A 24,595-nucleotide genomic window follows, 5' to 3' on the forward strand; every position below is an offset into this window, starting at 1 on the left:
TAATAAGTAGAATGGAAAGCAACATCCCTTGCCTTCCATTCTTATGATAATATTTACCCTCTTAAGCTATTTCGCATTTTCTCAAGTGCTTGCCGATACATCCACCTCACTTGATAATAGGTCATTTCCATCTCGCTAGCGATTTCTCCCATCGTTTTTCCTACAAAAAATCGTTCAAAAATAATATACTTCTCCTTTTCATCTAACACACTCATAAAATCCTTCACTTTCATTTCGATATCTTCAAAATGGAAGATATCCTCATACTCTCCTACACATACACACTTTTCTTGCACTGCAAACTCTTTCTTCAACCTTTCTAATATATAACCACGCACCGTTACAACTGCATATGCTGGGAAACTTCCTTTCTCCGCATCAAATCTTTCATACGCATACCAAAGACCAATTAAACCACATTGATAATACTCTTCATGATCTTGGTAAATACCCAACTTCTTGATTTGATTCACAATCATACCTTCATACAAAACAACCGCCTCTTTAAAAGTTGCTGGTTTCACACAGTACCCACTTCTAAAAGGTATACCTCTTTGTTATTCCGCCGGTACCTCCACAATATAAAAATAAAGAAGTGATTTCACTGTGAGTAATTTCAAATACTACCGCCGAAATTTGAAATTACACGAAGTAGAATTTGAAATTTTGCTGGTTGTATTTGAAATAAGGGTAAAAATAAAAAAGGTGACTCCCTTGAAGAGTCACCCTTTAATTCAATCATATAATTATACAGGCAAACCAGGTAAGAACTTTGCAATCAATACAACAATCGCAGCTAGGAATCCCGCTTTAATAATGAATAAAACAATAATTGGAATAGCTGCTTTCACTTTACTTAATCCTGCTGTAACTTGTAATCCTAACCAAATTAAAACTAAATTCCATAAATAGAACAATTCAATTGTATTACCAATTCCATATGCAAGTGAACCTTGATCGAATAGTGGTCCTAAACTTGTATACGCAGTTGGTCCAGCACCTAAAATTAAAGCTATAACACCATTAATAAGTCCACCAATAACAACAACAATATCCGCATATACAATAATCATTACTATTTTTTTATAAGAAGTATCATTCCCATAGAACATCATAAACACCTTATAAATAGCTGCAACAACTAATGTTGCAATCATAACACCTACTATTCCCCATATCGTACCAGAAACTACATCTGATGCAAGCGAACCCTGCTTTGCAAATTCGCCTCCCAATTTCTTTTGCATTTCAATCATCTCAGGTGATGTATACGTAATATACGAATTTAAACCACCTACAAGTCCTTGTAATAGCGCCACTATGAAGAACATACCCCAAACTTTCTCAGTCGTCTTCATTCTCTCAAACTGTAAACCAGGAGAAGTAATCATTCCAAACAATGATGGCTTCTCTCCGCTAGCTTTTTGCGTATTCAAATTCGCTTCCATTATAACGCCTCCTTCTATTTATATAACCCGTTCTAACGGGCGGTTCACTTCCTCATATAGAGGCTACGAACCGCCCACTAGAACGGTAATGTGTAGTAGAGAATCTCCTCTCTACTACACTATTACTTACTCATAACGTAATGCTTCAATTGGATCTAATTTCGCAGCTTTGTTTGCTGGAATTAATCCAAAGATAATACCGAGTGTCATAGAGAACAGTACGCCTCCAACGACAACTTCCCATGAAACGAGTGGTGGCCATTTTGCGAATGTGGAAACGATATATGCCCCGCCATATCCAAGACCAATTCCGATTAAACCGCCTAGAAGTGTTAACATGACTGCTTCAATTAAAAACTGTAATAAAATTTTACTACGTGTTGCCCCAAGTGCTTTACGTATCCCAATTTCGCGCGTACGCTCCGTTACAGATACGAGCATGATGTTCATAACACCGATACCACCAACGACTAGTGAAATACCTGCAATACCGCCGATGATCATCGTCATAATACCAGTTACTTTAGAAACATTTTCTTGGAATTCTTTTAAATTCACCAGTTCATATTTACCTGGAATTTCACTTGGCTTACGACTATTTAATACATCAACAGCTTTTTTTCCTGCTGCTTCCAAGTCATCTACATTTTTAGCTTGAATTGCGATATTTTGAATATCATCTGTTCCGTATAAAACAGGCCATAACGTAAGAGGGATTAACGCTTCTTCCATTTCAAATCCCATAAACTCATTATCAGATTTATACACACCAATAATTTGCATTGGCTGTCCCTTCATCTCAATAATTTGTCCAACTGGGTTTACATCCTTAAATAATGTTTCCTCTGTCTTTGTACTAACCATCACAACATTATTTGCATGAGTAATATCTGATTCACTTAAAGTACGTCCCTTTACAACCTTTACTTTATTAACCGCAAAATATTCATTATCAAGCCCAATAACATTCAGATTTGCTTTTTTATCATTTACATCAAGCACCTCTGAATTCTGGTTTGTCGTAATAACGTGTGAAACATCTTTCACTTGTTTTACTTCCAAAATATCCTCTTCCGTTAACTTCGGTATTTGAAATCCGCCCATAGCAAACTCATCATTAATATCTGCTTTAAATTGAATTGGCATAAGATTATTACCACCAGAACCCGCGAATTTCGACTTCAGCATCGCTTCCCCGCCTTGCCCAATTGCGACGACAGTAATAATAGAACCAACGCCGATAATAATACCGAGCATCGTAAGAGCGGAACGCAGTTTATGAGCTAAAATAGAAGATAGGGCAATTTTTATACTATCTAGTAAACTCATACCGCACACCTTCTATCTTCTGTAATTTTCCCATCTCGCAGTACAATGCGGCGGGAAGAATACGCTGCTACTTCCTCTTCATGCGTAACCATAACAATCGTCGTACCTTCTGCATTAAGCTTCGTGAAAATATCCATAACTTGCTCACCAGACTTCGTATCAAGCGCACCAGTTGGCTCATCAGCCATAATGAACGTTGGATTATTCGCAATCGATCTTGCAATCGCTACACGCTGCTTCTGTCCACCTGATAATTCATTCGGCAAATGGTGAACCCTATCTGACAAACCGACCTTACCAAGCGCTTCTAGAGCCCTTTGGCGACGCTCTGCTTTCTTCACACCACCGTATACGAGCGGAAGTTCAACATTTTCTACTGCTGAAAGACGCGGCAGCAAATTAAAGTGCTGAAACACAAAGCCAATATATTCATTACGAATTAAAGCAAGCTTTGACTCATCTGCTGTTAAGATATTCACATCATTCAGCATATATTCGCCTTCTGTTGGACGATCTAAACAACCGATAATATTCATAAGCGTTGATTTACCAGAACCAGACGGTCCCATAATCGAAACGAACTCACCACTTTGAATCGTTAAACTAATACCGTGCAAAATCGGCACTGCCAATTTCCCTTGATAATACGTTTTAGCAATATTATTTAACGTAATCATTTCTCTTTCACTTCCATTCCGTCATACACATCGTCGGAAGGATTTTTAACCACCTTTTGCCCCACTGTTACGCCTTCAGTAATTTCTGTCCAGTCTCCATCAGTAGAACCTTTTTTCACATTTTGTTTACGAAGCTTTCCTTTATCCTCAACATAAACAAATGCATCATCGCCTTTTTCTACAATGCTTTTAGTTGGAACAGCAATCATCGTCTTATTCTCTAAATTTACTTGCAGAGAAACGTGATAACCTGGAGATAAACCATCTTGACTATCAAGACTTGCTTTATATGTATATTGGGACATATTTTGAGTCGCTTCACCCATACCGCCTGCTTGAGCCATCTCTGCACTCGTTGGGAATTCACTTACTTCTGTAATCTTACCTGTCCACTTCTTCTTACTATTTGCTTTCGCAGTTACAGTAAATGTTTGATCTGGTTGAATTTGTGACTTTTGAAGCTCAGTTAACGTCCCTTGAACTTGGAATGGATCTTTAGACGCTACTTGTAAAAATGCTTTCCCTTGACCACCTAAAGCTTGAGATGAACTTTGCGCCGCATCTTTATCTAACTTTTGAACGACACCAGTAAAATTACTATAAATCGTAAGCTCTTTCTGCTTTTTACTTAATTCTTCTTTCTGCAACTTCCCTTTTTCTTTCTCAAGATCTGTTGTCTTTTGCGCCATCTCTAACTCATTTACTTGCTCGTCCATCGGATCCGTTACTTCTTTCCCAGCTCCGCTATCCTTTGCCTTCTTAATTTCTTTCTTCAACGAATCAATTTTCTTCTTTCCTTGATCATAACGCATGTCCGCCATCTTCTGATCAAGCTCAGCTTGCTTCATTTGCAAGTTAATCTCTTCATTATCATAAGAGAATAACTTCGTACCTTTCTCTACCTCTTGTCCTTCTTTCACTGCAATATCTTTCACTTTTCCTTTAGTCGGATCCGCATAGAAACTTTCAATATTACCTGGTTTTACCTGACCAGAAATTAATTTCGTATTATTAAGCTTTCGCTCCGTTACCTTCTCAAAGCTCACAGCATCAGCAGATGTTGATGCTCCTTTCTTCTTGCCTTGCATAATAAAAATATTAACTGCTGCTACAATAACAATTAGTGCAATAACCCCGATAATAATCCATTTCTTCTTCTTGTTTGGAGTACGAACCGTATTTGGTATCATTTTCTCGCTCCCTTTATAACTTAATAGTTTAATATAAAAATTGTATAAAACTTTCTGAAAACAGATTACATATTATTACATTCTTTTTACAAAGTTTTACACATCCATTTATATTGTAACAAAAATTCCAATGATTAGAAATATGACATATTGTCTTTTAAGATAGATTTAAGGAAAGATTATATTAATATAAGAAAAGCCATCCAAAATAATAATTGGATAGCTTTTTGAACAAAATATTACGCTGCTTTAGGAGCATTTCTCTCATGTCCACGTTGCACGATGAACAAGAAGATTGTTGATAAAATTGCACCTGTTAATAGTAAGATGAAGCAACCGTCCCAGCCAGAACGATCAACAATAACACCGATTGCTGCGTTTGCTACAAGACTTCCGCCTACATAACCGAACAGACCACACATACCAACTGTCGTACCTACTGCAAATTTCGGTACTAATTCCATCGCACTTAAACCGATTAAGAACTGTGGTACATAAATTAAACAACCGATGATAGAAACTGCAATACTTACAACAAGTATGCTAGTTGCTTGCCAATATACGAACGTACCAATAACAACTCCGACCATACTAATGATACATAATGGCATACGTTTTCCTTTAAATAATTTATCACTTAAAAGACCAACGATTAATGAACTTGGAATTGCCATACCTTCAAAGATTGCGTACGCCGCGTGTGCTTCATTTTTTGAGAAGCCTTTAACTGTCGTTAAATAAAGTGGAACCCAGTTAATAACGCCGAAACGAATTAAATACACAAATGCATTTGCAATACATAAGAACCATACAAATTTATTTTTCACAACATACTTCATTAAAATTTCTTTTGGTGACATCTTGTTAGCATTATCTGCTTTTTCAAGATTTTCATAGTCATTACGATACTCATCAATTGGAGGAAGACCTTCTGATTCTGGTGTATCCTTCGCATTAATCCAAACAAGAACTGAAATTACCATTGCAATAATCGCAGGGAAAATAAACACGCCGCCTTGCCAATGATTTTCACCAAAAATAGCTACACCAATTCCGACAAGTGGTGGTACGAGCATTCCGCCAACGTTATGTGAAATATTCCAAATACCTGTTTTCGTACCACGTTCTTTCTTTGAGAACCATTTCGTCATAACGATACTACAAGGTGGTGCTCCCATACCTTGTACAATACCATTTAGAACAAGTAGTGTAACAATCATTCCAAATGACGATGCAAAACCGAAACAAATATTTACAAGCCCCGATAAGAATAAACCGACTGCGATAAAGCGCTGGGCGAAAGCTTTATCTGACAAATTCCCCATAAAGAACTTACTAAATCCATAAACAATTGCCATGATTGAACCTAGTAGTCCAATTTCAGCTGTACTAAACCCATATTCTTGTACTAAATACGTACTTGATAACGTAAAGTTACTACGAACTAAATAATAAGCAGCATACCCAACTGAAATTCCCATTAATACACGAATACGTAGTAATTTGTATACTCGATCAATCATATCCGCTGGCAATCTCTCAATTGCAGGTGCTGGCTTAAGCCATTTAAACATATTCTTTCGTCTCCTTTTCTCACTTCTGAGAGAGACGCTGTCTATTCCATATCTCGATTATTCCGCTATTTGATATATTTTTGTTTGTTCTTCTAACCGGCTGTCCTTCTATTTCTTGCTCATTCTTCGCAAACATCGTTGGTACGCCAAACGAAACTTTTTCTAAAATGTGACCCGCTTCTTCTGATAAACAATAATCAATAAATAAATCCGCAATAATACCATTCGGTGCACGTTTTAGTTTCGAAATCGCATTAACAGATAACCCTGTTTGCTCAGGTACAATACTTACAATTGGAAAGCCTTGCTTTTGAAGCATTCTCTGATCTCCCATGAAATTGATGCCTATCATATACTCACCGCTCGCAACAAGCTCGACTGGTACATAACCATTCACCGTTACCTCACCAACTTGTCCTGCGAGACTCTTAACATATTCCTTCGCTTCCTCTTCACCTACCGTATCAATAAGTGATTGAAAAAACGTATATGCTGTTCCTGATACATTTGGATCCGGCATCACAATCTTTCCCTTATATACTGGATTTAATAAATCTTGCCACCTTGATGGATAAGGAAGTCCGAGCGGTGCTATTTCTTCATTCCACCGCTCTTTATTGATCGCAATTGCCAGTTTCTCCACTTCATAACCGTACCAATAACCGTCTTTATCTTTAACAGTTTTTGAAATACGGTTCGCATGCTGACTCGTAACAGGAATAGATAGATTTTTTTGCTTCATCATTTGATGCGCGTCTACCGTACCGCCAATAATAATATCCGCTTTCGGATTTCCAGCTTCCTCTTCTACCCTCCGAAGAAGCTCTTCTGTCGAAAGACGAATAAACTCATACGTACAGCCGCGTGGTTTACAAAATGATGAAAGCAAAGCTTCACCAACTTCCTCACGAGCCGCTACATACGCAACAAGATGACGATCATCCAAAATAGGGAGACCATTTTTATTATATTTAATAGAGGTTGTATCTCGAGAGCAACTAGACATCGCTCCTCCAATTACTAGCAAAAAGAAGAAAAAGGCTATCTTTCTCATGACACATTCTCCTTTACAAATACATTTGCGAGGGAGCTTTTCATATACATGACATTCCCATTATTATCACCGAGATATTGCACAACAAAGTACGATGGATATACAGAAATAGTAAGAATATCTTCTCGCTCATTCTTTATACGCTTCCCTGTTTTATAAGCGGTAATATAAGCAATCGGTTCATTCTGTGATTGTAATAATTTCTGTATTTCTCCGTAATCTGTAATTTGCTTTGCGTACCGAATCGAATCAAGTATGTGCGTAAGATTCATCGTACGTTCTACATCACCTTGGCGCACTATGACATCCTGCGCTGACGCAAAAAAATCACTAATACGTTCTGGCGTGTAATACAGACTTAACAAATACGTTTGAAATGCTGAAATCATTGGATCCGTACCATTCTTTCCGTACATATCAGCCCCGTACTGGAACAAGTCACCTACTGCAAAAGTACGTTTATGTCCGTTCAAGTACGTTACTTCTCCAGTAAATACTTGTTCTTGACTCTTAGCTTCTCTCGGTTCTATTTGAATTCGGTCAAAGAATGAAACAATCGTATGCAAACGAACTTCATCCGTTATAACAATTTCTCCCCACTTTTCATGCCTAACCTTCATTTCAGTAGGCAGGGATTCATTCACTCTTTGTAAAACAGTTTGTTTGTCATTCACTATTGTGATTCGATTGTATATTTGCTTCTCCATCACATAAAACAAAATAAGAGAAACGATTATACAAAGAACAAACATAAGAATTTGAAATGATAGCCTTTTCATTTCTGCCTACCTCCAAGATAAAAAAACGTTGTTTCGAAAATACCGCATAATTGTTTCATAAATGTATCATTTAACCGCTTTCAAGTTTTTTATATCTTCCATCCGTCTCGGAAGCAAGAATGTAATAAATATTGTAGTACCAACCTCTTCACTACTCTCAATTCGCATACTTCCGCCCTGCTTATTCATAATCTCCTGACAAATATACAACCCGTAACCATTCCCGTAACTAGAAGGAAGTACCTTCCCTTCTGGCGATTCATTCCACTCTGCAAGCACACCTTCATCTATACCAATGCCATCATCATGAACAAAAACCTTTGCCTCACGTTCATTTACAATTACATTCATACGAATTTGCGTAGCATCGCTATATTTTATCGCATTATCAAGTACGTTTAAGAAGATCTGTTTCGTCTTATCGAAATCTGCAACAACATGTACATCTGTTAACTCATTTATCACTTCAATCTCAAATTTCTGCAGGCGAGGTTTCACAATTGAAACTGCTTCTTCTGCTAATTCCTTTATATTCACAACTGTAGGTGACACTTCAAACGTACTCGTCCCGTACTTTGAAGACTTAAGTAATTCCTCCACAAGTGATAATAAACGCTCACTCTCTACAGCTACATAACGAAGGCTCTCCTGTACATCTTCCTTCGCCTTTAACTTCGGAATTAAATCCACATAGCCAATAATCGCCGTTAGCGGTGTTTTTAGCTCATGCGTAATGCGGTCTAAGAAATCTTTCTGCTTCTCTTTCTCCTCTTTCAATTGCTTAATATGCAGTTTAATTCCATCAGCCATCGCATTAAAAGATGCTGAAAGCTGAGCAATTTCCACATATTCATTTAACTCAATCTTGCTTTTATAATCCCCATTCGCAAGCCGCTTTGCCATTTGTCTTAACTGATCAATCGGCTTATGAAGAGACTTTGCCAATCGAATTGCAAAGAAAATACCTGCAGCTACTAGACAAAGAGACGTCATTAAGAACGTCCAACCGACATTTGTTAAAACTTCCTTCTCACCCGTTAACTCATTTATGAAACGAACACTTCCAATGACATCGTTTCCATAATACACTGGGCTTGAAAACAAAAGAATTGGAGCTGGGTCTCCCTCTTCAAAAACATAAGATTTCTTCCCCTTCAAAGAACTCGCAATATCAATATTCCGGTGAAGAAGTGCTCCTTTTTGCGTATCCGCAACAACATCTCCATTCTTCCCGATCATCTGTACACGGACATCCATGCGCTTTGCTAAATACGAGGCAATTAAAAGTGAATTCGGACCGAGTGTCTCCACTTCTGCTTCCTTCTCTAAATAATTCATCGTATAAATTTGTGCTTCTACACTTAACTTTTCTAAAGAATTTGCCGCGTTATGATACATATTCTTTTCTAACGTAATATAAACAACTGCGTACAAAAGAACAAAAATCGGGATTAACAGTCCCACTATTCCAAACACCATATTCCTTTTTAAAGACATACCATCACCACTTAACAATCCAGTTTATAGCCGACGCCATAAATTGTCTTAATATATTCCCCGCTATTCCCTAACTTCTTCCGCAGTCTTTGCACCATAATATCAACCGCCCTCGTATTTCCGATATACTCAAATCCCCATACTTTCTCAAGTAACTCATCTCTCATGAATACACGCTGTGGATTTGAAACAAACAACTGACATAAATTAAACTCTCGGTACGTTAACTGGATTTCTTGTCCACTAACATGTACCTTTCTTTCCTTAGGACAGATCGTTATCTCCCCCGCTCCGATTACTTCATGACTTACCGTTACCTCTGCCTTCTTCACACGCCGCGTCATATTCTTAACCCGAAGAATAAGCTCCGCATAATTAAATGGCTTCGTCACATAATCATCTGCACCAAGCTGCAAGCCAAGCAATTTATCATTCATCTGACTCTTCGCAGTTAACATGAGCACTGGAATATCCCTATTCTTCTCACGGAACAAACGAAGCAACTCATACCCATCTGTATCTGGAAGCATAACATCCAAAATCAATACATCCGGCCCATCATTCCATTTCTCTAAAGCTTCTCTTCCATCAGCCGCCGTGAGCACTTCATACCCTTCCATCTCCAATTGCATCCGAATCAAATTACGAATACTCGATTCATCATCAACTACAAGTATTTTCATTATTCTCCTCCTTCCATCCTGTATTATAGTACAGTTTAGTATAGCAAAAATCATACAAAAAAAGAGAGGGTATTGTCGAACATATGTTGAACGACAATACCCTCTCTTTCACTTATTACATTTTATTTAGCATACCCATTAGGTTGCTTCTGATGCCAATTCCAAGCATGCTCAATGATTGTCTTCACATTTACATACTGTGGATCCCATCCTAGCTTCTCTTTCGCCTTCTGAGAAGAAGCAACTAAGCGTGCTGGATCTCCCGCACGGCGCGGTGCTACCTCAGCTGGAATTTCATGATCTGTAACTTCACGAACTGCATCAACGATTTCTTTTACGCTGAAACCATTACCATTTCCTAAGTTATAGAAATCACTCTCTCCGCCGTTCTGTAGGTCTTTAAGCCCTAAGAAGTGAGCTGCCACTAAATCTTCAACATGAATATAATCACGGATACAAGTACCATCTGGTGTATTGTAATCCTCACCAAACATCATAATCTTCTCACGTTGACCTAATGCCACTTGCAATACAAGAGGAATTAAATGTGTCTCTGGACGGTGATCTTCCCCAATAATACCATTTGGAGTTGCACCAGCCACGTTAAAGTATCTGAAAATCTTATAACGTAAATTAGAAGCTTGGCTATACCAATGAAGCATCTTCTCGATTGCTAGCTTCGTTTCTCCGTATGTATTCGTTGGATTTGTCATCGTTTCCTCAGTAATAAGGTCTACATCCACCTCACCATACGTTGCCGCAGTAGAAGAGAAAATAAACTTATCTACCTTAAACTCATCCATTACCTCTAATAAACAAAGTGCACCATACACATTGTTATTATAATATTGAAGAGGCTTCTCCATACTAACTCCAACTAAAGAATCAGCTGCAAAATGCATAACAGCCTCAATATTTTCTTGTGTAAACACATCTCTTAAAAATGCTTTATCACGAAGGTCACCATTATAAAACTTTGCACCTTCCGTAATTGCATCCTCATGACCAGTTTGTAAGTTATCTACTACTACTACAGATAAACCTTCGTCTACTAATTTTTTCACAGCGTGAGAACCGATATAACCAGCTCCGCCGCAGATTAGAATTGAATTCATTGTCTTCCTCCTACATATATTAGGATTTCTTATTCACTCTCTTATTATAAAAGGTATACGATTGCTCGTATACCTTTTGTGTACCTTTATTACTTAGCAACGCAATAATCCGTTACATATTGTGCCCAAACTTCATGAATATAAGGTAGAATAAAAAATTAAATTTATCTCTGTACATACACATCCTATTATACAATAAATTAATTTTAATACATTATCGACCCACATTAAATATTTTTGCGTTATACTTAATTTTATTATTAAATAAATTTTTAGAAACGAGGATTATATAATTGCGCTACCGTTTTTTGATACCAATCATATTAATAATATTAGCCATTCTTTCTTTAAACTCAAAGCATTCAAAAACCTATAATGTCCAGAAGTACGATATTATAGGTGATGGGAATACTGATAACACTCAGGCTATCCAAGATCTTTTTGATACTATACATACTGATAATGCAACTGTTCTATTTCCAAAAGGAAACTATATTATTTCAGCACCAATTATTATTACAAGACCAGTAACAATCATTGGTGAAAATGCCACATTAAAACTTAGTCCACATTTTAAATCAAATGAAATCGGGCAAGGCTTTTTTTATGCAAATTCTATAGATAACATTACGATTAATAAGCTTAATTTCGATGGAAACAAATTAAATTTATTAAAAGATCCAATAAATAATTTTGTGACTTGGTTTGAAAATACCTCTCATGTTACTATCGAAAACTGTAGTGTTACTAATTTAAATGGTGGCGGCGAAAACCTTAATACCGCTTTTGGATTCATTGGGAATTCGCATTATGGAAAGGCTATAGGAAATACAGTTACAAATTCTGGTGGGGGGGCTGTTTTTTTCCAAGGAAAACATAGTGAAGCTAAAAATAACACCTCTATCAAACTAGATGACGTAGCACTTGTTGCGAATAGTACTGGTGCTCAAGATATTGTTTTTAAAAACAATACAGTATCTGACACCAAAAGTGGAGGCATTGGTATCGAAAATGGTCCTTCCGAAATAACAATTACTGATAATACCATTAATAATTTTACAGATGGATATGGAATTGGTGTACTCCATCTTAAGGACCTTTCAAGTCCACCTCCTAAGAAAATCACCATAAAGAATAATAAGATCAATACTAATTTAGGGAATAATCCTTGTAACGCTATAGCAATTGAACGTGGGGAAAATATATTAATTGAGGAAAATTCAATACAAAATGTTAATAATAGTAACCCTCATAATAACTCTATTTGGATTAGCAATACGGTAAAGACTACAAAGATATCTTCAAACACTTTATCAAAAACTGCTGCACATGCAATGCTAATTCAAAGTACAGAGAACATTGTACTAAGTAAAAACCATATTAATACTGATGATGTTGGCATTTTCATAGCTCTCGAGCATATTAACTCAAATAAGACATTAACAGTTTCTAATAATATAATTACTGCTAAAAAAGCAATCTATACTGAGTCCACTAATGATGCTATTCAGCTTATAAATAATACCATTACTGAAGTTTAACTTATAATAAATTAAACTATTTGTAGTTATTTATACTCTTTAATAAAAAAGGATTCCCTCATAATTTAAGAAGGAATCCTTTTTATTATTTTTCTCAACTTATTCTTTATTATAACTTCGGTGTACCAGCACTAAATAACCTATCATTTTTTATTGCATAAAACAGCATGACTACTGTTAATATCAACTCACCAGCATTGATTCCAATTAAGATTCCATAAATATGCATCTTCGGCGTTAATGCAAGAAATAGTGTAAGAGTGATGATGGTAGAAAACAAGAAACTTTTACTATATAAATTAGATTTCCCTGAAGCCACTAAATATTGAATTCCAATAATATTATTAAAAATACTTGTGAATAACCAAATAGCAAATAACTGTACTACAAGACTATATTGCACATAGTTATCACCATAAAAAATTAATAAAATCCATTTTGCACCAATCATCATAACTATAGAAATAAATGCAGCTAAAGTAATAATCCATTTACCAAATTTAAAAACTGCTCGTTTTCCACTGTCATAGCTCACTCCAAATTTTTCACTAATGTAGGGGAATAAAGCTTGTGTAATTGGTGTAAATAAATTAATAATTGCCTTTGCTAATTTTTCTATCGCTGAATAAATTCCAACTATCTCTTTATTCGTAAATATTCCTAATATTAAAATACCACCAGATGTTAAAATAAAGCTCATGAAAGCACTAGTAAAAACATTCCAGCCATCTTTAAAACAATAAACAATTTCTTCTACATTGGGAAATACGTAAGTAATAGTTAATTTACGTGAAATAATTATAAAACTAACAACAGCACAAATTACAAATGGAATTGATTGTAACAATGTAGCAAGCACGTAATCACCGGGCTCTCTTACAATTATAAAAATAAGTAAAGTAGTACTAATTTTTGCAAACATATTAATACCCGTAATATACTCCATTTTCTCAATACCTTGAAACAGCCAAATCGGGAACAATGCATTTCCAATAACATTAAAAAAAGCTATATAGTATACTACATTATTTCCTTGCAACTGAGGAATCACGCTTAATGCTGTAAATAATAATCCAAAACTAATTAACATCAGTAGTATCTTTACAGTTAACACGGAGGAAAATATACTCTTAACTTTGTTCATATCTTCCTTATGAATTGAAATCTGTCTAGTAGCGGTCAAATCAAAACCATAATTTGTAATCATTACAAAGAAGTATGAAATTGCAATTGCATATGACATCTCTCCAAACTTCTCATTCCCTAAAACTCTTACTAAATAGGGAACTGTAAGTAACGGTAGTAAATACTCGAACCCCTTTAATAGTAATAAAGAGAATGCGTTCTTTGCCAACTTATTCTTTAGCATACTAAAATCTCCTACCTGTTTCTAATATATACAAATAAAAGTCGATTTGAATATTTACATCCAAATCGACTTCTTATTACCTATTCTTTTGCAATAAAATAATTAACAAGATACTGCGCCCACACTTCTTGACCTTTAGCATTTGGAAAACCGAATTCATCTTGTAGATACGATAAAATATCCTTAGTGTTCGAATTAGGCCACGCTTCCCAATGATTGATATATGTATAATCATTTTGTATTGTAAATTGTTTCAATGCTTCAACAGCCTTCGGATAGTTCTTTGCATTATAAACCGGATTTGGCGGTTGAATCATAACAGTAACATCTTTCATACTATTACTAATCGACCGTATAAATTTTTGCGTATTCGCTACAGAGTTTCCATTACCTATCTTGTTGTTATCTGTAATAAATGGAGCTTGAAATAAAATCACATCTGGCTTTAATGCTATAATTTCTTTATCTCGATTTTTTACCACTAATTCTTCTGAGCTTTCATCTTTATATTCCTTAACTGTGACTTTCCACAATTTCTTTCCATATACCTCTTCTAAATTATTCTTTAATTTTTCCGGCCAAGCGTCCTTTTCAGAGGAAGATGCTTGATCACCAATAATAACAAGATGTACTGGTTCTCCTCCACTTGTTGCTTTCTTTACCTTTTCTTTTATCGCTTCAGGTAGATTTTTTATGTAATTCTCATTAAAATTATTTTTTTCCTCTTTTGCTTGTTTCACTACTTCTGTCTTTACTTCCTCAGTTTGTTTCGTAGCACTTATAACCTTCTTATTCCAATATGAATTACCAACTACAATCGAAACCACAAATACTATAAAGATAATAAAAACAAATATATTTTTCTTATTCATTTATTCACCTCATCTAACAAAATTGAAATACCCCCAACTACCTTGAAAGTAATTGGGGATCATTCAGATCATTTTTTATTTACTTCAAGATGTTGTCTTAATTTACTTGTTACATCTTGTTTTACTTGATCCGGCACATAATAATACCAAATACCATCAGCAGCTTTATGTCCGTCACCTGCAATTTGAACTTCTTCTATATTTTTCATAGCATTCTTATAATCTTTTTGAATATCAAACATTTGCTCTTGAGTTAAACTTGTCTTTACATTTTTCTCAATTGATTTCAGTACACTTCCGTAATTCGCTAAAGAAGACACATTTGCCCCTTTTTTTATGACAGCTTGAATCACTTGACGTTGACGCATTTGACGACCAAAATCTCCACGTGGATCTTCGTACCTCATACGAGAATATCGTAAAGCCTCTGTTCCATTCAAATGAATATCGCCTTTCACAAATTGACTACCTTCATAAGAAAAGGCTAAATCATTGTTTACTTCCACTCCACCAACTGCATCAACAACATCTTTAAATCCTTCCATATTCACTTCAATATAATGGTCTACCGGAATATCAAGAAAGTTTTCTACTGTTTTAACAGACATATCAATTCCACCAAATGCATAGGCATGATTGATTTTATCTTTTTTCCCTTTCCCAATAATTTCCGTATAAGTATCACGAGGAATACTTACAATCTTCATAGATTCTTGTTTAGGGTTTAAAGTAAACAACATTAAGGAGTCAGATCTGCCGACCTCATCTTTTCTTTGATCACTTCCCATTAATAAAATAGAAATTGGCTTTTTATCTCCAATATCAACACTTTCATTACGTTTCTCCGATTTCTCGCGATCCAACGGTTTATGTACGGCGTCTAATGTACTTGATACCGATGAATATAAATAATAAGCGTATCCACCACCAGCTACGATAAAGAATCCAACAATCCCTAAAATCCAAATTAATATTTTTTTCTTCATTTTATATACCCTCTTCGTTCTTAATTTAAACTTCTTATAATCATGTTAAATTAATATAGATTGGTAAGAACTATACGTAATATTTGCTGCATTTTCGTAACTAATATAATGTTTATATGCATCTGGTAATTCAACATTTTTCGGGTTTTCCATAGCAGTTAAGATACTTTTCCTTATTGATTTCACATCATAAGGGTTACATTGATGACCATACTTATCAAATTTATAAAAATTAACAGGGCAATATTCTGGGGTAGCAACCACTATCTCAGTTCCACACCATAAAGCCTCCAAAGTTGATAAACCTGGCGATTCTCGGAAAGATGGTAAGATGTGAACCTTCGCTTTTTGATAATATTCTATTAAATCATCGTGGCTTAACTCACCTAAAAAGAATACGTTCCCTCTCTTCTCTGCTAACTTTGTAACCTCTTTATAATAAGCTTTATTACCATTTCTTCCAATGAACACAATTGGTATTTTCTTATCCTCAAACATAGCCTTTACAACATTAAGTTGGTTTTTAATAGGTTCTATTCGTCCCACTTGTAGGATATAGCCTTCAACATTTATCGAACTACTATTCCTCATAGCTACTTTTTCTTTATTTTCTATTGCATTAGGAACAAGAAAAGCCTTTTTATCCAAAATCTCCTTTGGTATACCAAACTCATTAGCTACTATACCTAATTCTTCAGCCGAATTCGGTAACAATACATCTGCATCTATTAGGGCTTTTCTTCTCAACTCTTTGTAAGTATCTGTTCCATATGTCTTTGTTTTTCCAATTACCTTACTAACGTTCATCCGAACCTTGTTGCAGACATTTTTATATTTGCTTAATTTATCCATATTAAACACTTTTAATTTACTTAACAAATCAATATAGTACGCATGTGATAAATCCCAATATATAGTAGATAACGCAACTTTTTTCCCATTTTTTTTGCATACCTCTATATATTCAAGGGTTTGTTCAATAGTCTGTATATTAAAGATGTGTACTATCGATACATCTTTATGCTTCTCTATCTCTTGTGGAGACGTACAATATATTATCTCAATATCATACTGCTTTTCTAAATGCTCTTTTGTTTTCATCATTTGGACGGTGTCTCCCCCCATCCTATCAAAGCAATCTTTCCGATTAGCAAATATAACTTTTAAAGTCATTTTTCTCCTCCATCTATTGGGCAATATTAACGCTTAATTTTTGCTAATACTGAAAATAATAATGGATATACTAATTGAAAGCTCAATCCACTGAATTCTAACATATTATCAAAGGTACTAAATAATAAAATAGAGCTAAATATACTAACACCAGTTAAAAAATATTTACTATTTAACCTTTTTAAAATCATAATATATGCTAATGAAATGAATAAGAGTGTAATAAAATAGATTATTAATCCTAACCATCCCAAAGTAACATAACTCCCAGCAAAGGCCGTAGCTACAGTTAATTCTGTAGAAATTTGTGCAATGGGTGGTTTTGTTACCCCATACATGTCATTAATTCTTTTATTTATAAAATCCGGGAAAATTTCATTATTAACCATATAAAATATATCTACAAACTCTAAATCTTTTACTTCTATTGCATTAATTGTATGTTGAAGATTAGCTAATGGAGACGATATATATATATATGACCAAAAGAACGCATCCGGTATGGAGGAATTTATAAATTCTTCTTTAGCACCTCCAACCCTTAATATTACATCGCTCTCCCACATAGTTTTATCATTTTGATAAGAATGATTTACACGGGCATTACCAGATAATCCAAATATATACAAAACCAAAATTGCTACAACACCTAGACCTATTACAATTTTAAAATTCATCTTCTTTTTAATTTTCAAAAGATATATAAACAAACAACTAATTAAAATCATCATGATCATTCCCCTATTAACTAATAATAAGGGTAATGAAAGAGTTATAAGAAAATTTATTAATATCTTTTTCGCTTGGTATCTATTTGAAATTAGCATATGGAACAAGTATGTTGCATAAAAAGAGTTAAAAGTAACCACAAATACATGGAAGACCGGAATTCCAAATTCCATATAGATTAAATTAGATTTCGTCAGTAATGATAATAAAGGAAATCCACCTTCATATATAAATTCCAACAAATAACATCCTATAATAAAAATGGTGATTAGGCTTACTTTTTTTTCAAATTTAATATTTGAATACTCTATAATCTTTTTATTATATACATAAAATCCAATAAAAAATGCACTTACAATAGTAAATATAAGAAATAACAGTAGGGATACACTTATTTCCGGAAAAACATATGACCATCCCAATTGATATACTATTATTGCTATCACAAACGCTACAATATACATAAAGTATGGATTAATCACAAACAAAACTCCTATTTAATTATTTCATATACGCCGAAAATTTACGTTTTATATTGTCATTAAATAAATGATGTTTTTTCCCCATTTTATACCCTGAAAATTTAGCAACATTTTCAAAAACACTGTAAAACATATACCTAAAGTGCCTTCCACTTAATAAATATTGCTGCTGATGTTTAATCATCTTTAATCCTTCTTTTTCATTGGATACATTCTCTAAAATATAACTAGTCTCATCAAAGGCCATTCCAATATCAAAATACCTTTTAAATTGTTGTTTCAAAGAATAATCATGTGAATGAAATACCTTCGCTTCTGCTTCATATACGACTTTATATCCGGACATAATAGTCTCATAAGCTAGAATCATATCCTCATTTAAAATAATTTTTTCAGGAAACCCTTTAAATGGTTCTCTAAATAAAGTTCGATGATACATACTACAAACGTTAGAATTAAAGAACGTTTTAATTCCTAACTCATCAATAGACTCTTTAGTCTTTACTTTGCTTTCAGCTGGATAATTAAAATTACGAGCAAATTTTTCTAAAGGACTTACATTATCTCTAGGAATTTGTCTAGCTGTAACAATTTTCACATTTTCATCTTCAAATTGTGCTAAAAGATTCGCTATTAAGTAATTATCAAACGGAATAGCATCTTGTGTCATATACAATAAATAATCTCCTTCTGACTGCTTCATTAAGAGATTTCTTGTTCCTCCATGATCAAAGTCTTTATTTTTTATGACCGTACACTTTACTTTTGGAAACTCCTTATTTAAAATCGCAACTGTATTGTCACTAGAAGAAGAATCTACTGTAATAATTTCCATACTAACATCTTTTGGCAATGATTGTATCTCTAACTTTCTCATTAAATCGCGTATAAATACCTCTGCATTATATAATGGGATAAGCACTGAAACCTTTTTTTTCTGCATTATATTCTTTTCTCCTTGTTCATCATAAATACAATTATAAAGAAACCTATATTTCTAATTATCCCTTGTTTCAAAAATCCATACTTATTCATAACTTGTACTCTTTTAAACTTGTTGATGTTTTTCAATTCAATATAATGCTCAATATCTCCCAACATTTCTGCTGTAAGTTCACTTTGATATGTTAAATAAAAACTTTCTGCTTGTTTAAAATTTTTGTTTACTATTTCAAATAATTTATTATATCCTTTTACTCTTTGATAAAAATAGCTAAATGAATATTGTTTTGCTCCTGTATCATTTCCACCATGTTGACGATATTTTATGGTGGAATTTGAAACAAATCCTATCTTTCCAAAAGCTGAAGCTACTAATGCTAACCACCAATCATGCATCATTGCACTTTTGGATATAGGCAGGGCTTTTTCTTTCAAGCTTTCATTAATCATGGTAGTACAACCAGTTACATTATTTTGCGTTAATAGATTATTTAAATTTACAAAGTTTGAATTTAAATTTTGATATTGAAACATCGAATCAGCCACAGTCTCTAATTCCTTATTAACAACCTCTAAATCGGTATGTACTAATATTGGTTTATCCCTATAACCGTTATTTTCTATTTCTTTCATTTTTTCAAATGTTAATTTAATTTTATCTTCTTTCCAAACATCATCTTGATCGCAAAACATTATATATTGAGCAGTTGAATTTTCTAGCAGTCGCGCAAAGTTCCCACTAGGCCCCAAACCTTTATCACCATCATCTATTAATTCAATGCGGTCTCCATGTTCTTTTATAAATTCCCCAACTATTCCTAATGTATTATCTGAAGAACCATCATCACGTATAATAATCTTCCAATTCTCATAGCTTTGTGCCAATAATGAATCTAATTGCTCTTGAATGAATCTCTCTCCATTATAAGTAGCTAATAGTATATCTATTCTAGGATTTAAATTTGCAGTCATATAAATATCCTTTCACATGTTGTAATTTTAGAATTTCTTACTTTAGAAAACAAATTAATTTTATTCACTAAAGTAAAAAATCCTATATAACTACACAAAACATCTAATATAGATGTTTTGTGTAGCATCTTTTTATCTATTTTCAAGAAGATAAGCTTTCAAAGCCTCTTTCCAATTTTGTAAAGAGCTAAATCCTTCATCTTCAATTTTTTGTTTACTTAATACTGAATAATGTGGACGTGCTGCTGGTCGAGGAAATTCCTCTGTTGTCACCGGATTCACCTTGACTTCTATGCCTGCTTGATTGAAAATCTCTACAGCAAATTCATACCAAGAACAAACCCCTGTATTTGTCGCATGATATATACCATATTTTTCAGAACGAATTAATTCAATCATAAAACGTGCCAAATCTACTGTATATGTAGGTGAACCTATCTGATCATGAACAACACTAATTTCATCATGCTCTTTTCCTAAACGTAGCATCGTTTTTACAAAGTTATTTCCAAATATCCCAAATACCCAAGCTGTACGTACAATAAAGAATTTATCTACATATTGTTGTACAAATGTTTCACCTGCTAATTTTGTTTCACCATAAACCCCCAATGGTTTTGTGGGTTCACTAGTTTCATAAGGATTTTTTGCTGTACCATCGAAAACATAGTCAGTACTAATGTACAACATTTTCGCCCCTATTTCTCCTGCAGCTTGTGCTAAATACTTTGTACCTAGTCCATTTACTTTATAAGCAGTTTCTACATCTTCTTCTGCTGCATCAACATTTGTATAAGCTGCACAATGCATAATTGCATCTGGCTTAATTTTATTTATATAAGCTTGTACAGCCTCATTATTTGTTATATCTAACTCTTCACGATCAATACCGTATACTTGTAAATCTGTATGTTCTAATTGTTTCAAAACGTCTTGTGCAAGTTGACCTTTTGCTCCTGTTACAATAACTTTCATTTACTTAACCTCTAATCTATTACCATATTGATTATCAAAGTATTCTTGGTATTCTCCAGAGATAATATTCTCCCACCAGTCTTGGTTTTCTAAATACCAATTAATTGTTTGTTCAATTCCCGTATCAAAGTTATATTTTGGTGACCAACCTAACTCCTCACGAAGTTTTGTTGCATCAATTGCATAGCGGCGGTCATGCCCCGGACGATCTGTCACATATTGAATTAAAGATTCTGGCTTATTTAACGCTTTTAAAATTGTTTTTACAATTTCAATATTTGTACGTTCATTATTTCCACCAACATTATATACTTCACCATTTTCCCCTTTATGAAGTACCAAATCAATAGCTTGACAATGATCTTCAACATGTAACCAGTCACGTACATTTAATCCATCACCGTATACAGGTAACTGCTTATTATTTAATGCATTAATAATCATTAATGGAATTAATTTCTCAGGAAAATGGAATGGTCCATAGTTATTTGAGCAACGTGTAATATTAACAGGTAAGCCAAAAGTTTCATGATATGCACGAACTAGTAAGTCTGCCCCTGCTTTACTTGAACTATATGGACTATTTGAAGCTAAAGGTGTTTCTTCTGTGAAATAACCTGTATCGCCTAAAGTACCATATACCTCATCTGTTGAAACCTGCAAATATTTCTTCACTTGTGCATTTTTTGCTGCATCTAATAGCACTTGAGTCCCTTGAATATTTGTTTGAATAAATATATCTGGATTAGTAATACTTCTATCCACATGTGATTCTGCTGCAAAATTTAATACATAGTCAAATTTTTCTTCTTCAAATAATCGATTGATAAACTCGCGATCAGCTATATCACCTTTAACAAATTTATAATTAGGTAAGCCCTCAATCTCTTTTAGATTCTCTAAATTACCTGCATACGTCAATGCATCTAAATTGACAAGGTTATATTCAGGGTATTTCTTTACCATATAACGCACAAAATTACTTCCAATAAATCCTGCTCCACCTGTTACTAATACTTTCATGTTGCTCCTCCTTAATTTTCATATACAAAATTAATATTTGCTTCTTCCAACATTGGATGTTTGTTATCTTTATCCGATAGTATTGGATTACTTACTGGCCAGTCTATTCCTAGCGCTGGATCATTCCACAAAATACCAGAGTCATGTTCTGGAGAATAATATTCATCTACTTTATAAGCGACAGTTGAATTAGGTACTAATGTACAAAAACCGTGTGCAAATCCTTTTGGTACAACTAGCTGACGCTTATTATGTTCACTTAAAATAACACCCACCCATTGACCATATGTAGGTGAACCTTTACGAATATCAACCGCTACATCATAAATGGCACCAGTAATACAGCGCACTACTTTTGTCTGTGCTTTAGGATTTAATTGAAAATGTAAACCACGTAATGTTCCAACAGGCACTGACAATGATTGATTATCTTGAATAAATTCATATTTTAAACCTAACTTATCAAATGCATCTTTATTATAACTTTCCATAAAATATCCACGATGATCTCCAAATACATTTGGCTCTAAAATAAGTACATCAGGAATTTTTGTCTCAATAATCTTCATATTTAATACTCCTTTATTGATAAATTGGTTGCTTCTGCTTACTTTGCTCTGCCAATTTCATTAAATATTGACCATATTGATTCTTTTTCATAGGCTCTGCCAGAACTAATAATTGCTCTCGATTAATATATCCTCTTCTAAAAGCAATTTCCTCTAAACAAGCTACCTTTAAACTTTGACGTTTTTCAATTGTTTCAATAAATTGTGATGCCTCTAATAAAGATTCATGCGTACCTGAATCCAGCCATGAGAAACCACGTCCAAGAATCTCTACATTTAATTCATTTGCTTCTAGATATACTTTATTAATATCTGTAATCTCTAGCTCACCACGAGCTGATGGTTTAATATTTTTAGCAATCTCTACGACTCTATTATCATAAAAATAAAGCCCTGTTACTGCATAATGAGATTTAGGATTTTCTGGTTTTTCTTCAATAGATATAGCTTTTCCATTCTCATCAAACTCAACTACTCCAAAACGTTCTGGATCATTTACATAGTATCCGAAAACAGTCGCTGCATTTTGACGTCCTACAGCATTTTGTAGTAATTGAGTTAAGCCATGTCCGTAAAACATATTATCCCCTAATATTAGAGCGACTGAATCATCACCAATAAAATCTTCTCCAATAATAAATGCCTGTGCCAATCCATCCGGTGATTCTTGCACTGCGTATTCAAGGTTAATTCCAAACTGAGAACCATTCCCTAGGAGCTCCTCAAAACGTGGTGTATCCTGTGGCGTAGATATAATTAAAATATCCTTGATTCCAGCCAACATTAATACTGATAATGGATAGTAAATCATTGGTTTATCGTATACTGGTAACAATTGTTTTGAAACAGCTGTAGTAAGTGGGTACAAACGCGTTCCACTTCCTCCGGCTAAAATAATTCCTTTCATAATCATAAATCTCCTTTATTATAAAATTAATAAGCACCCTTACGTAAAATTACATTTATAACTGTAAAAATTATAATCTTAATATCAAAATATAAAGAAGCATTATCCACATAATGAAGCTCTAAATCTACTCTTTCTGGATAGCCAACATCACTTCTCCCACTGACTTGCCAATATCCTGTAATACCTGGTTTAACAGATAAAAACTCACGTTCTCTATGACCGTATTCCTTTAATTCTTCTTTTACCACCGGCCTTGGACCAACCAGACTCATATTACCTTTTAAAACATTAATGAATTGAGGTAACTCATCTAAGCTTGTTTTTCTCAAAAACTGTCCTAATTTGGTAATGCGAGGGTCTTCATTTGGTTCTAATTTATAATTATTAGCAACATATTTTTTATATAATAGTTCATTTTCTTTTAATTTCCCCTCTGCATTTACAATCATTGAACGGAATTTATAAATGTGAAATTCTTTACCATCCTTGCCCATCCGTACTTGTTTAAAAAATACAGGTCCTTTATTATCTCCCCACATATAAAAGATTGAAATTACAATGAAAATTGGGGAGAAAATCGCTAACCCTACTATAGCGCCTATAAAATCTAGCATTCTTTTAAAAAACAAATAAATTATACTTTGATTTTTAATTACCAGCTCTTTCGATTCAACTGGAGTACCTACTATTTTTCTGCTTTCCAACT

At 34.1% G+C, this 24,595-nt stretch carries 24 protein-coding genes; 1 reads left to right on the forward strand and 23 read right to left on the reverse strand.

The window, feature by feature from the left end; genetic code table 11:
* Positions 1-53 precede the first annotated feature (53 nt).
* From ACHZK0_RS25555 to galE, 11 genes are all read right to left on the reverse strand, one after another.
* The gene (locus ACHZK0_RS25555) at positions 54-524 is read right to left on the reverse strand and encodes a sigma-70 family RNA polymerase sigma factor (RefSeq protein ID WP_262740459.1); all 471 of its coding nucleotides are present in this window, start codon (positions 522-524) and stop codon (positions 54-56) included.
* A gap of 222 nt (positions 525-746) precedes the next feature.
* Positions 747-1,448: a Yip1 family protein gene (locus ACHZK0_RS25560; protein ID WP_262740458.1), complete on the reverse strand. Its 702-nt coding sequence runs from the start codon at positions 1,446-1,448 to the stop codon at positions 747-749.
* A gap of 126 nt (positions 1,449-1,574) precedes the next feature.
* On the reverse strand, positions 1,575-2,777 hold the full coding sequence (locus tag ACHZK0_RS25565; RefSeq protein WP_064460100.1) for an ABC transporter permease: 1,203 nt from the start codon (positions 2,775-2,777) through the stop codon (positions 1,575-1,577).
* Positions 2,774-3,454, reverse strand: a complete 681-nt coding sequence (locus ACHZK0_RS25570) for an ABC transporter ATP-binding protein (protein ID WP_000631628.1) — start codon at positions 3,452-3,454, stop codon at positions 2,774-2,776. Before ACHZK0_RS25570 ends, ACHZK0_RS25565 begins: the two co-directional genes overlap by 4 nt.
* A complete protein-coding gene (locus tag ACHZK0_RS25575) occupies positions 3,451-4,644 on the reverse strand; it encodes an efflux RND transporter periplasmic adaptor subunit (protein WP_395761010.1) in 1,194 nt (397 codons plus the stop codon). The genes ACHZK0_RS25570 and ACHZK0_RS25575 overlap by 4 nt, the downstream gene beginning before the upstream one ends.
* Positions 4,645-4,883: 239 nt before the next feature.
* Positions 4,884-6,218 carry an MFS transporter gene (locus ACHZK0_RS25580; protein ID WP_073517156.1) on the reverse strand — a complete coding sequence of 445 codons (1,335 nt, stop codon included), beginning with the start codon at positions 6,216-6,218 and terminating at the stop codon, positions 4,884-4,886.
* Between the two features lie 19 nt (positions 6,219-6,237).
* Positions 6,238-7,272 (reverse strand): ABC transporter substrate-binding protein, encoded by a 1,035-nt coding sequence (locus tag ACHZK0_RS25585; protein WP_395761011.1) that lies wholly within the window; start codon positions 7,270-7,272, stop codon positions 6,238-6,240.
* Positions 7,269-8,051 (reverse strand): DUF3919 family protein, encoded by a 783-nt coding sequence (locus tag ACHZK0_RS25590; RefSeq protein WP_270340493.1) that lies wholly within the window; start codon positions 8,049-8,051, stop codon positions 7,269-7,271. Before ACHZK0_RS25590 ends, ACHZK0_RS25585 begins: the two co-directional genes overlap by 4 nt.
* Positions 8,052-8,117: 66 nt before the next feature.
* On the reverse strand, positions 8,118-9,548 hold the full coding sequence (locus ACHZK0_RS25595) for a HAMP domain-containing sensor histidine kinase (protein WP_395761012.1): 1,431 nt from the start codon (positions 9,546-9,548) through the stop codon (positions 8,118-8,120).
* 11 nt (positions 9,549-9,559) lie between these two features.
* Positions 9,560-10,231: a response regulator transcription factor gene (locus tag ACHZK0_RS25600; protein ID WP_098632351.1), complete on the reverse strand. Its 672-nt coding sequence runs from the start codon at positions 10,229-10,231 to the stop codon at positions 9,560-9,562.
* Positions 10,232-10,353: 122 nt separating this feature from the next.
* Complete coding sequence (galE, locus tag ACHZK0_RS25605) at positions 10,354-11,346, reverse strand: UDP-glucose 4-epimerase GalE (protein ID WP_395761013.1); 993 nt, start codon at positions 11,344-11,346, stop codon at positions 10,354-10,356.
* A gap of 293 nt (positions 11,347-11,639) precedes the next feature.
* On the opposite strand from galE, the gene ACHZK0_RS25610 reads away from it, so the two are divergent.
* A complete protein-coding gene (locus ACHZK0_RS25610; protein ID WP_395761014.1) occupies positions 11,640-12,887 on the forward strand; it encodes a glycosyl hydrolase family 28-related protein in 1,248 nt (415 codons plus the stop codon).
* 109 nt (positions 12,888-12,996) lie between these two features.
* Here ACHZK0_RS25610 and ACHZK0_RS25615 read toward each other — a convergent pair whose 3' ends face one another.
* From ACHZK0_RS25615 to ACHZK0_RS25670, 12 genes are all read right to left on the reverse strand, one after another.
* The gene (locus ACHZK0_RS25615; RefSeq protein WP_395761015.1) at positions 12,997-14,256 is read right to left on the reverse strand and encodes a flippase; all 1,260 of its coding nucleotides are present in this window, start codon (positions 14,254-14,256) and stop codon (positions 12,997-12,999) included.
* A gap of 80 nt (positions 14,257-14,336) precedes the next feature.
* Entirely contained in the window at positions 14,337-15,128 is a 792-nt protein-coding gene (locus ACHZK0_RS25620; protein ID WP_395761016.1) for an SGNH/GDSL hydrolase family protein, read from the reverse strand.
* A gap of 68 nt (positions 15,129-15,196) precedes the next feature.
* Positions 15,197-16,114, reverse strand: coding sequence for a LytR family transcriptional regulator (locus tag ACHZK0_RS25625; RefSeq protein ID WP_395761017.1), 918 nt, complete (start codon positions 16,112-16,114; stop codon positions 15,197-15,199).
* Positions 16,115-16,159: 45 nt separating this feature from the next.
* A complete protein-coding gene (locus ACHZK0_RS25630) occupies positions 16,160-17,287 on the reverse strand; it encodes a glycosyltransferase (RefSeq protein ID WP_395761018.1) in 1,128 nt (375 codons plus the stop codon).
* Positions 17,288-17,313: 26 nt separating this feature from the next.
* Positions 17,314-18,498, reverse strand: coding sequence for an O-antigen polymerase (locus ACHZK0_RS25635; RefSeq protein WP_395761019.1), 1,185 nt, complete (start codon positions 18,496-18,498; stop codon positions 17,314-17,316).
* A gap of 19 nt (positions 18,499-18,517) precedes the next feature.
* Entirely contained in the window at positions 18,518-19,441 is a 924-nt protein-coding gene (locus ACHZK0_RS25640) for a glycosyltransferase (RefSeq protein WP_395761020.1), read from the reverse strand.
* On the reverse strand, positions 19,441-20,412 hold the full coding sequence (locus ACHZK0_RS25645; protein ID WP_395761021.1) for a glycosyltransferase family 2 protein: 972 nt from the start codon (positions 20,410-20,412) through the stop codon (positions 19,441-19,443). Before ACHZK0_RS25645 ends, ACHZK0_RS25640 begins: the two co-directional genes overlap by 1 nt.
* Positions 20,413-20,544: 132 nt before the next feature.
* The gene (rfbD, locus tag ACHZK0_RS25650) at positions 20,545-21,387 is read right to left on the reverse strand and encodes a dTDP-4-dehydrorhamnose reductase (RefSeq protein ID WP_395761022.1); all 843 of its coding nucleotides are present in this window, start codon (positions 21,385-21,387) and stop codon (positions 20,545-20,547) included.
* On the reverse strand, positions 21,388-22,410 hold the full coding sequence (gene rfbB, locus ACHZK0_RS25655; RefSeq protein WP_395761023.1) for a dTDP-glucose 4,6-dehydratase: 1,023 nt from the start codon (positions 22,408-22,410) through the stop codon (positions 21,388-21,390). It abuts the gene before it with no gap.
* 11 nt (positions 22,411-22,421) lie between these two features.
* Entirely contained in the window at positions 22,422-22,979 is a 558-nt protein-coding gene (gene rfbC, locus ACHZK0_RS25660; RefSeq protein WP_144614975.1) for a dTDP-4-dehydrorhamnose 3,5-epimerase, read from the reverse strand.
* 13 nt (positions 22,980-22,992) lie between these two features.
* Entirely contained in the window at positions 22,993-23,886 is an 894-nt protein-coding gene (gene rfbA, locus ACHZK0_RS25665) for a glucose-1-phosphate thymidylyltransferase RfbA (RefSeq protein ID WP_144614973.1), read from the reverse strand.
* 26 nt (positions 23,887-23,912) lie between these two features.
* A complete protein-coding gene (locus ACHZK0_RS25670; protein WP_395761024.1) occupies positions 23,913-24,593 on the reverse strand; it encodes a sugar transferase in 681 nt (226 codons plus the stop codon).
* Between the last annotated feature and the right edge of the window lie 2 nt (positions 24,594-24,595).

This window comes from Bacillus sp. 3G2 (genome assembly GCF_044324725.1).
Taxonomy (GTDB): domain Bacteria; phylum Bacillota; class Bacilli; order Bacillales; family Bacillaceae_G; genus Bacillus_A; species Bacillus_A mobilis.

Bases quoted from the DNA above. Each gene is read 5' to 3' on its own strand.
- rfbD (WP_395761022.1), bottom strand. From the start codon at position 21,387: ATGAAAGTTATTGTAACAGGAGCAAAAGGTCAACTTGCACAAGACGTT.
- ACHZK0_RS25560 (WP_262740458.1), bottom strand. From the start codon at position 1,448: ATGGAAGCGAATTTGAATACGCAAAAAGCTAGCGGAGAGAAGCCATCA.
- ACHZK0_RS25640 (WP_395761020.1), bottom strand. From the start codon at position 19,441: ATGCAGAAAAAAAAGGTTTCAGTGCTTATCCCATTATATAATGCAGAG.
- rfbB (WP_395761023.1), bottom strand. From the start codon at position 22,410: ATGAAAGTATTAGTAACAGGTGGAGCAGGATTTATTGGAAGTAATTTT.
- ACHZK0_RS25590 (WP_270340493.1), bottom strand. From the start codon at position 8,051: ATGAAAAGGCTATCATTTCAAATTCTTATGTTTGTTCTTTGTATAATC.
- ACHZK0_RS25595 (WP_395761012.1), bottom strand. From the start codon at position 9,548: ATGTCTTTAAAAAGGAATATGGTGTTTGGAATAGTGGGACTGTTAATC.
- ACHZK0_RS25570 (WP_000631628.1), bottom strand. From the start codon at position 3,454: ATGATTACGTTAAATAATATTGCTAAAACGTATTATCAAGGGAAATTG.
- ACHZK0_RS25615 (WP_395761015.1), bottom strand. From the start codon at position 14,256: ATGCTAAAGAATAAGTTGGCAAAGAACGCATTCTCTTTATTACTATTA.
- rfbA (WP_144614973.1), bottom strand. From the start codon at position 23,886: ATGAAAGGAATTATTTTAGCCGGAGGAAGTGGAACGCGTTTGTACCCA.
- ACHZK0_RS25585 (WP_395761011.1), bottom strand. From the start codon at position 7,272: ATGAGAAAGATAGCCTTTTTCTTCTTTTTGCTAGTAATTGGAGGAGCG.
- ACHZK0_RS25625 (WP_395761017.1), bottom strand. From the start codon at position 16,114: ATGAAGAAAAAAATATTAATTTGGATTTTAGGGATTGTTGGATTCTTT.
- ACHZK0_RS25575 (WP_395761010.1), bottom strand. From the start codon at position 4,644: ATGATACCAAATACGGTTCGTACTCCAAACAAGAAGAAGAAATGGATT.
- ACHZK0_RS25580 (WP_073517156.1), bottom strand. From the start codon at position 6,218: ATGTTTAAATGGCTTAAGCCAGCACCTGCAATTGAGAGATTGCCAGCG.
- ACHZK0_RS25600 (WP_098632351.1), bottom strand. From the start codon at position 10,231: ATGAAAATACTTGTAGTTGATGATGAATCGAGTATTCGTAATTTGATT.
- ACHZK0_RS25565 (WP_064460100.1), bottom strand. From the start codon at position 2,777: ATGAGTTTACTAGATAGTATAAAAATTGCCCTATCTTCTATTTTAGCT.
- rfbC (WP_144614975.1), bottom strand. From the start codon at position 22,979: ATGAAGATTATTGAGACAAAAATTCCTGATGTACTTATTTTAGAGCCA.
- ACHZK0_RS25620 (WP_395761016.1), bottom strand. From the start codon at position 15,128: ATGAATAAGAAAAATATATTTGTTTTTATTATCTTTATAGTATTTGTG.
- galE (WP_395761013.1), bottom strand. From the start codon at position 11,346: ATGAATTCAATTCTAATCTGCGGCGGAGCTGGTTATATCGGTTCTCAC.
- ACHZK0_RS25630 (WP_395761018.1), bottom strand. From the start codon at position 17,287: ATGACTTTAAAAGTTATATTTGCTAATCGGAAAGATTGCTTTGATAGG.
- ACHZK0_RS25645 (WP_395761021.1), bottom strand. From the start codon at position 20,412: ATGACTGCAAATTTAAATCCTAGAATAGATATACTATTAGCTACTTAT.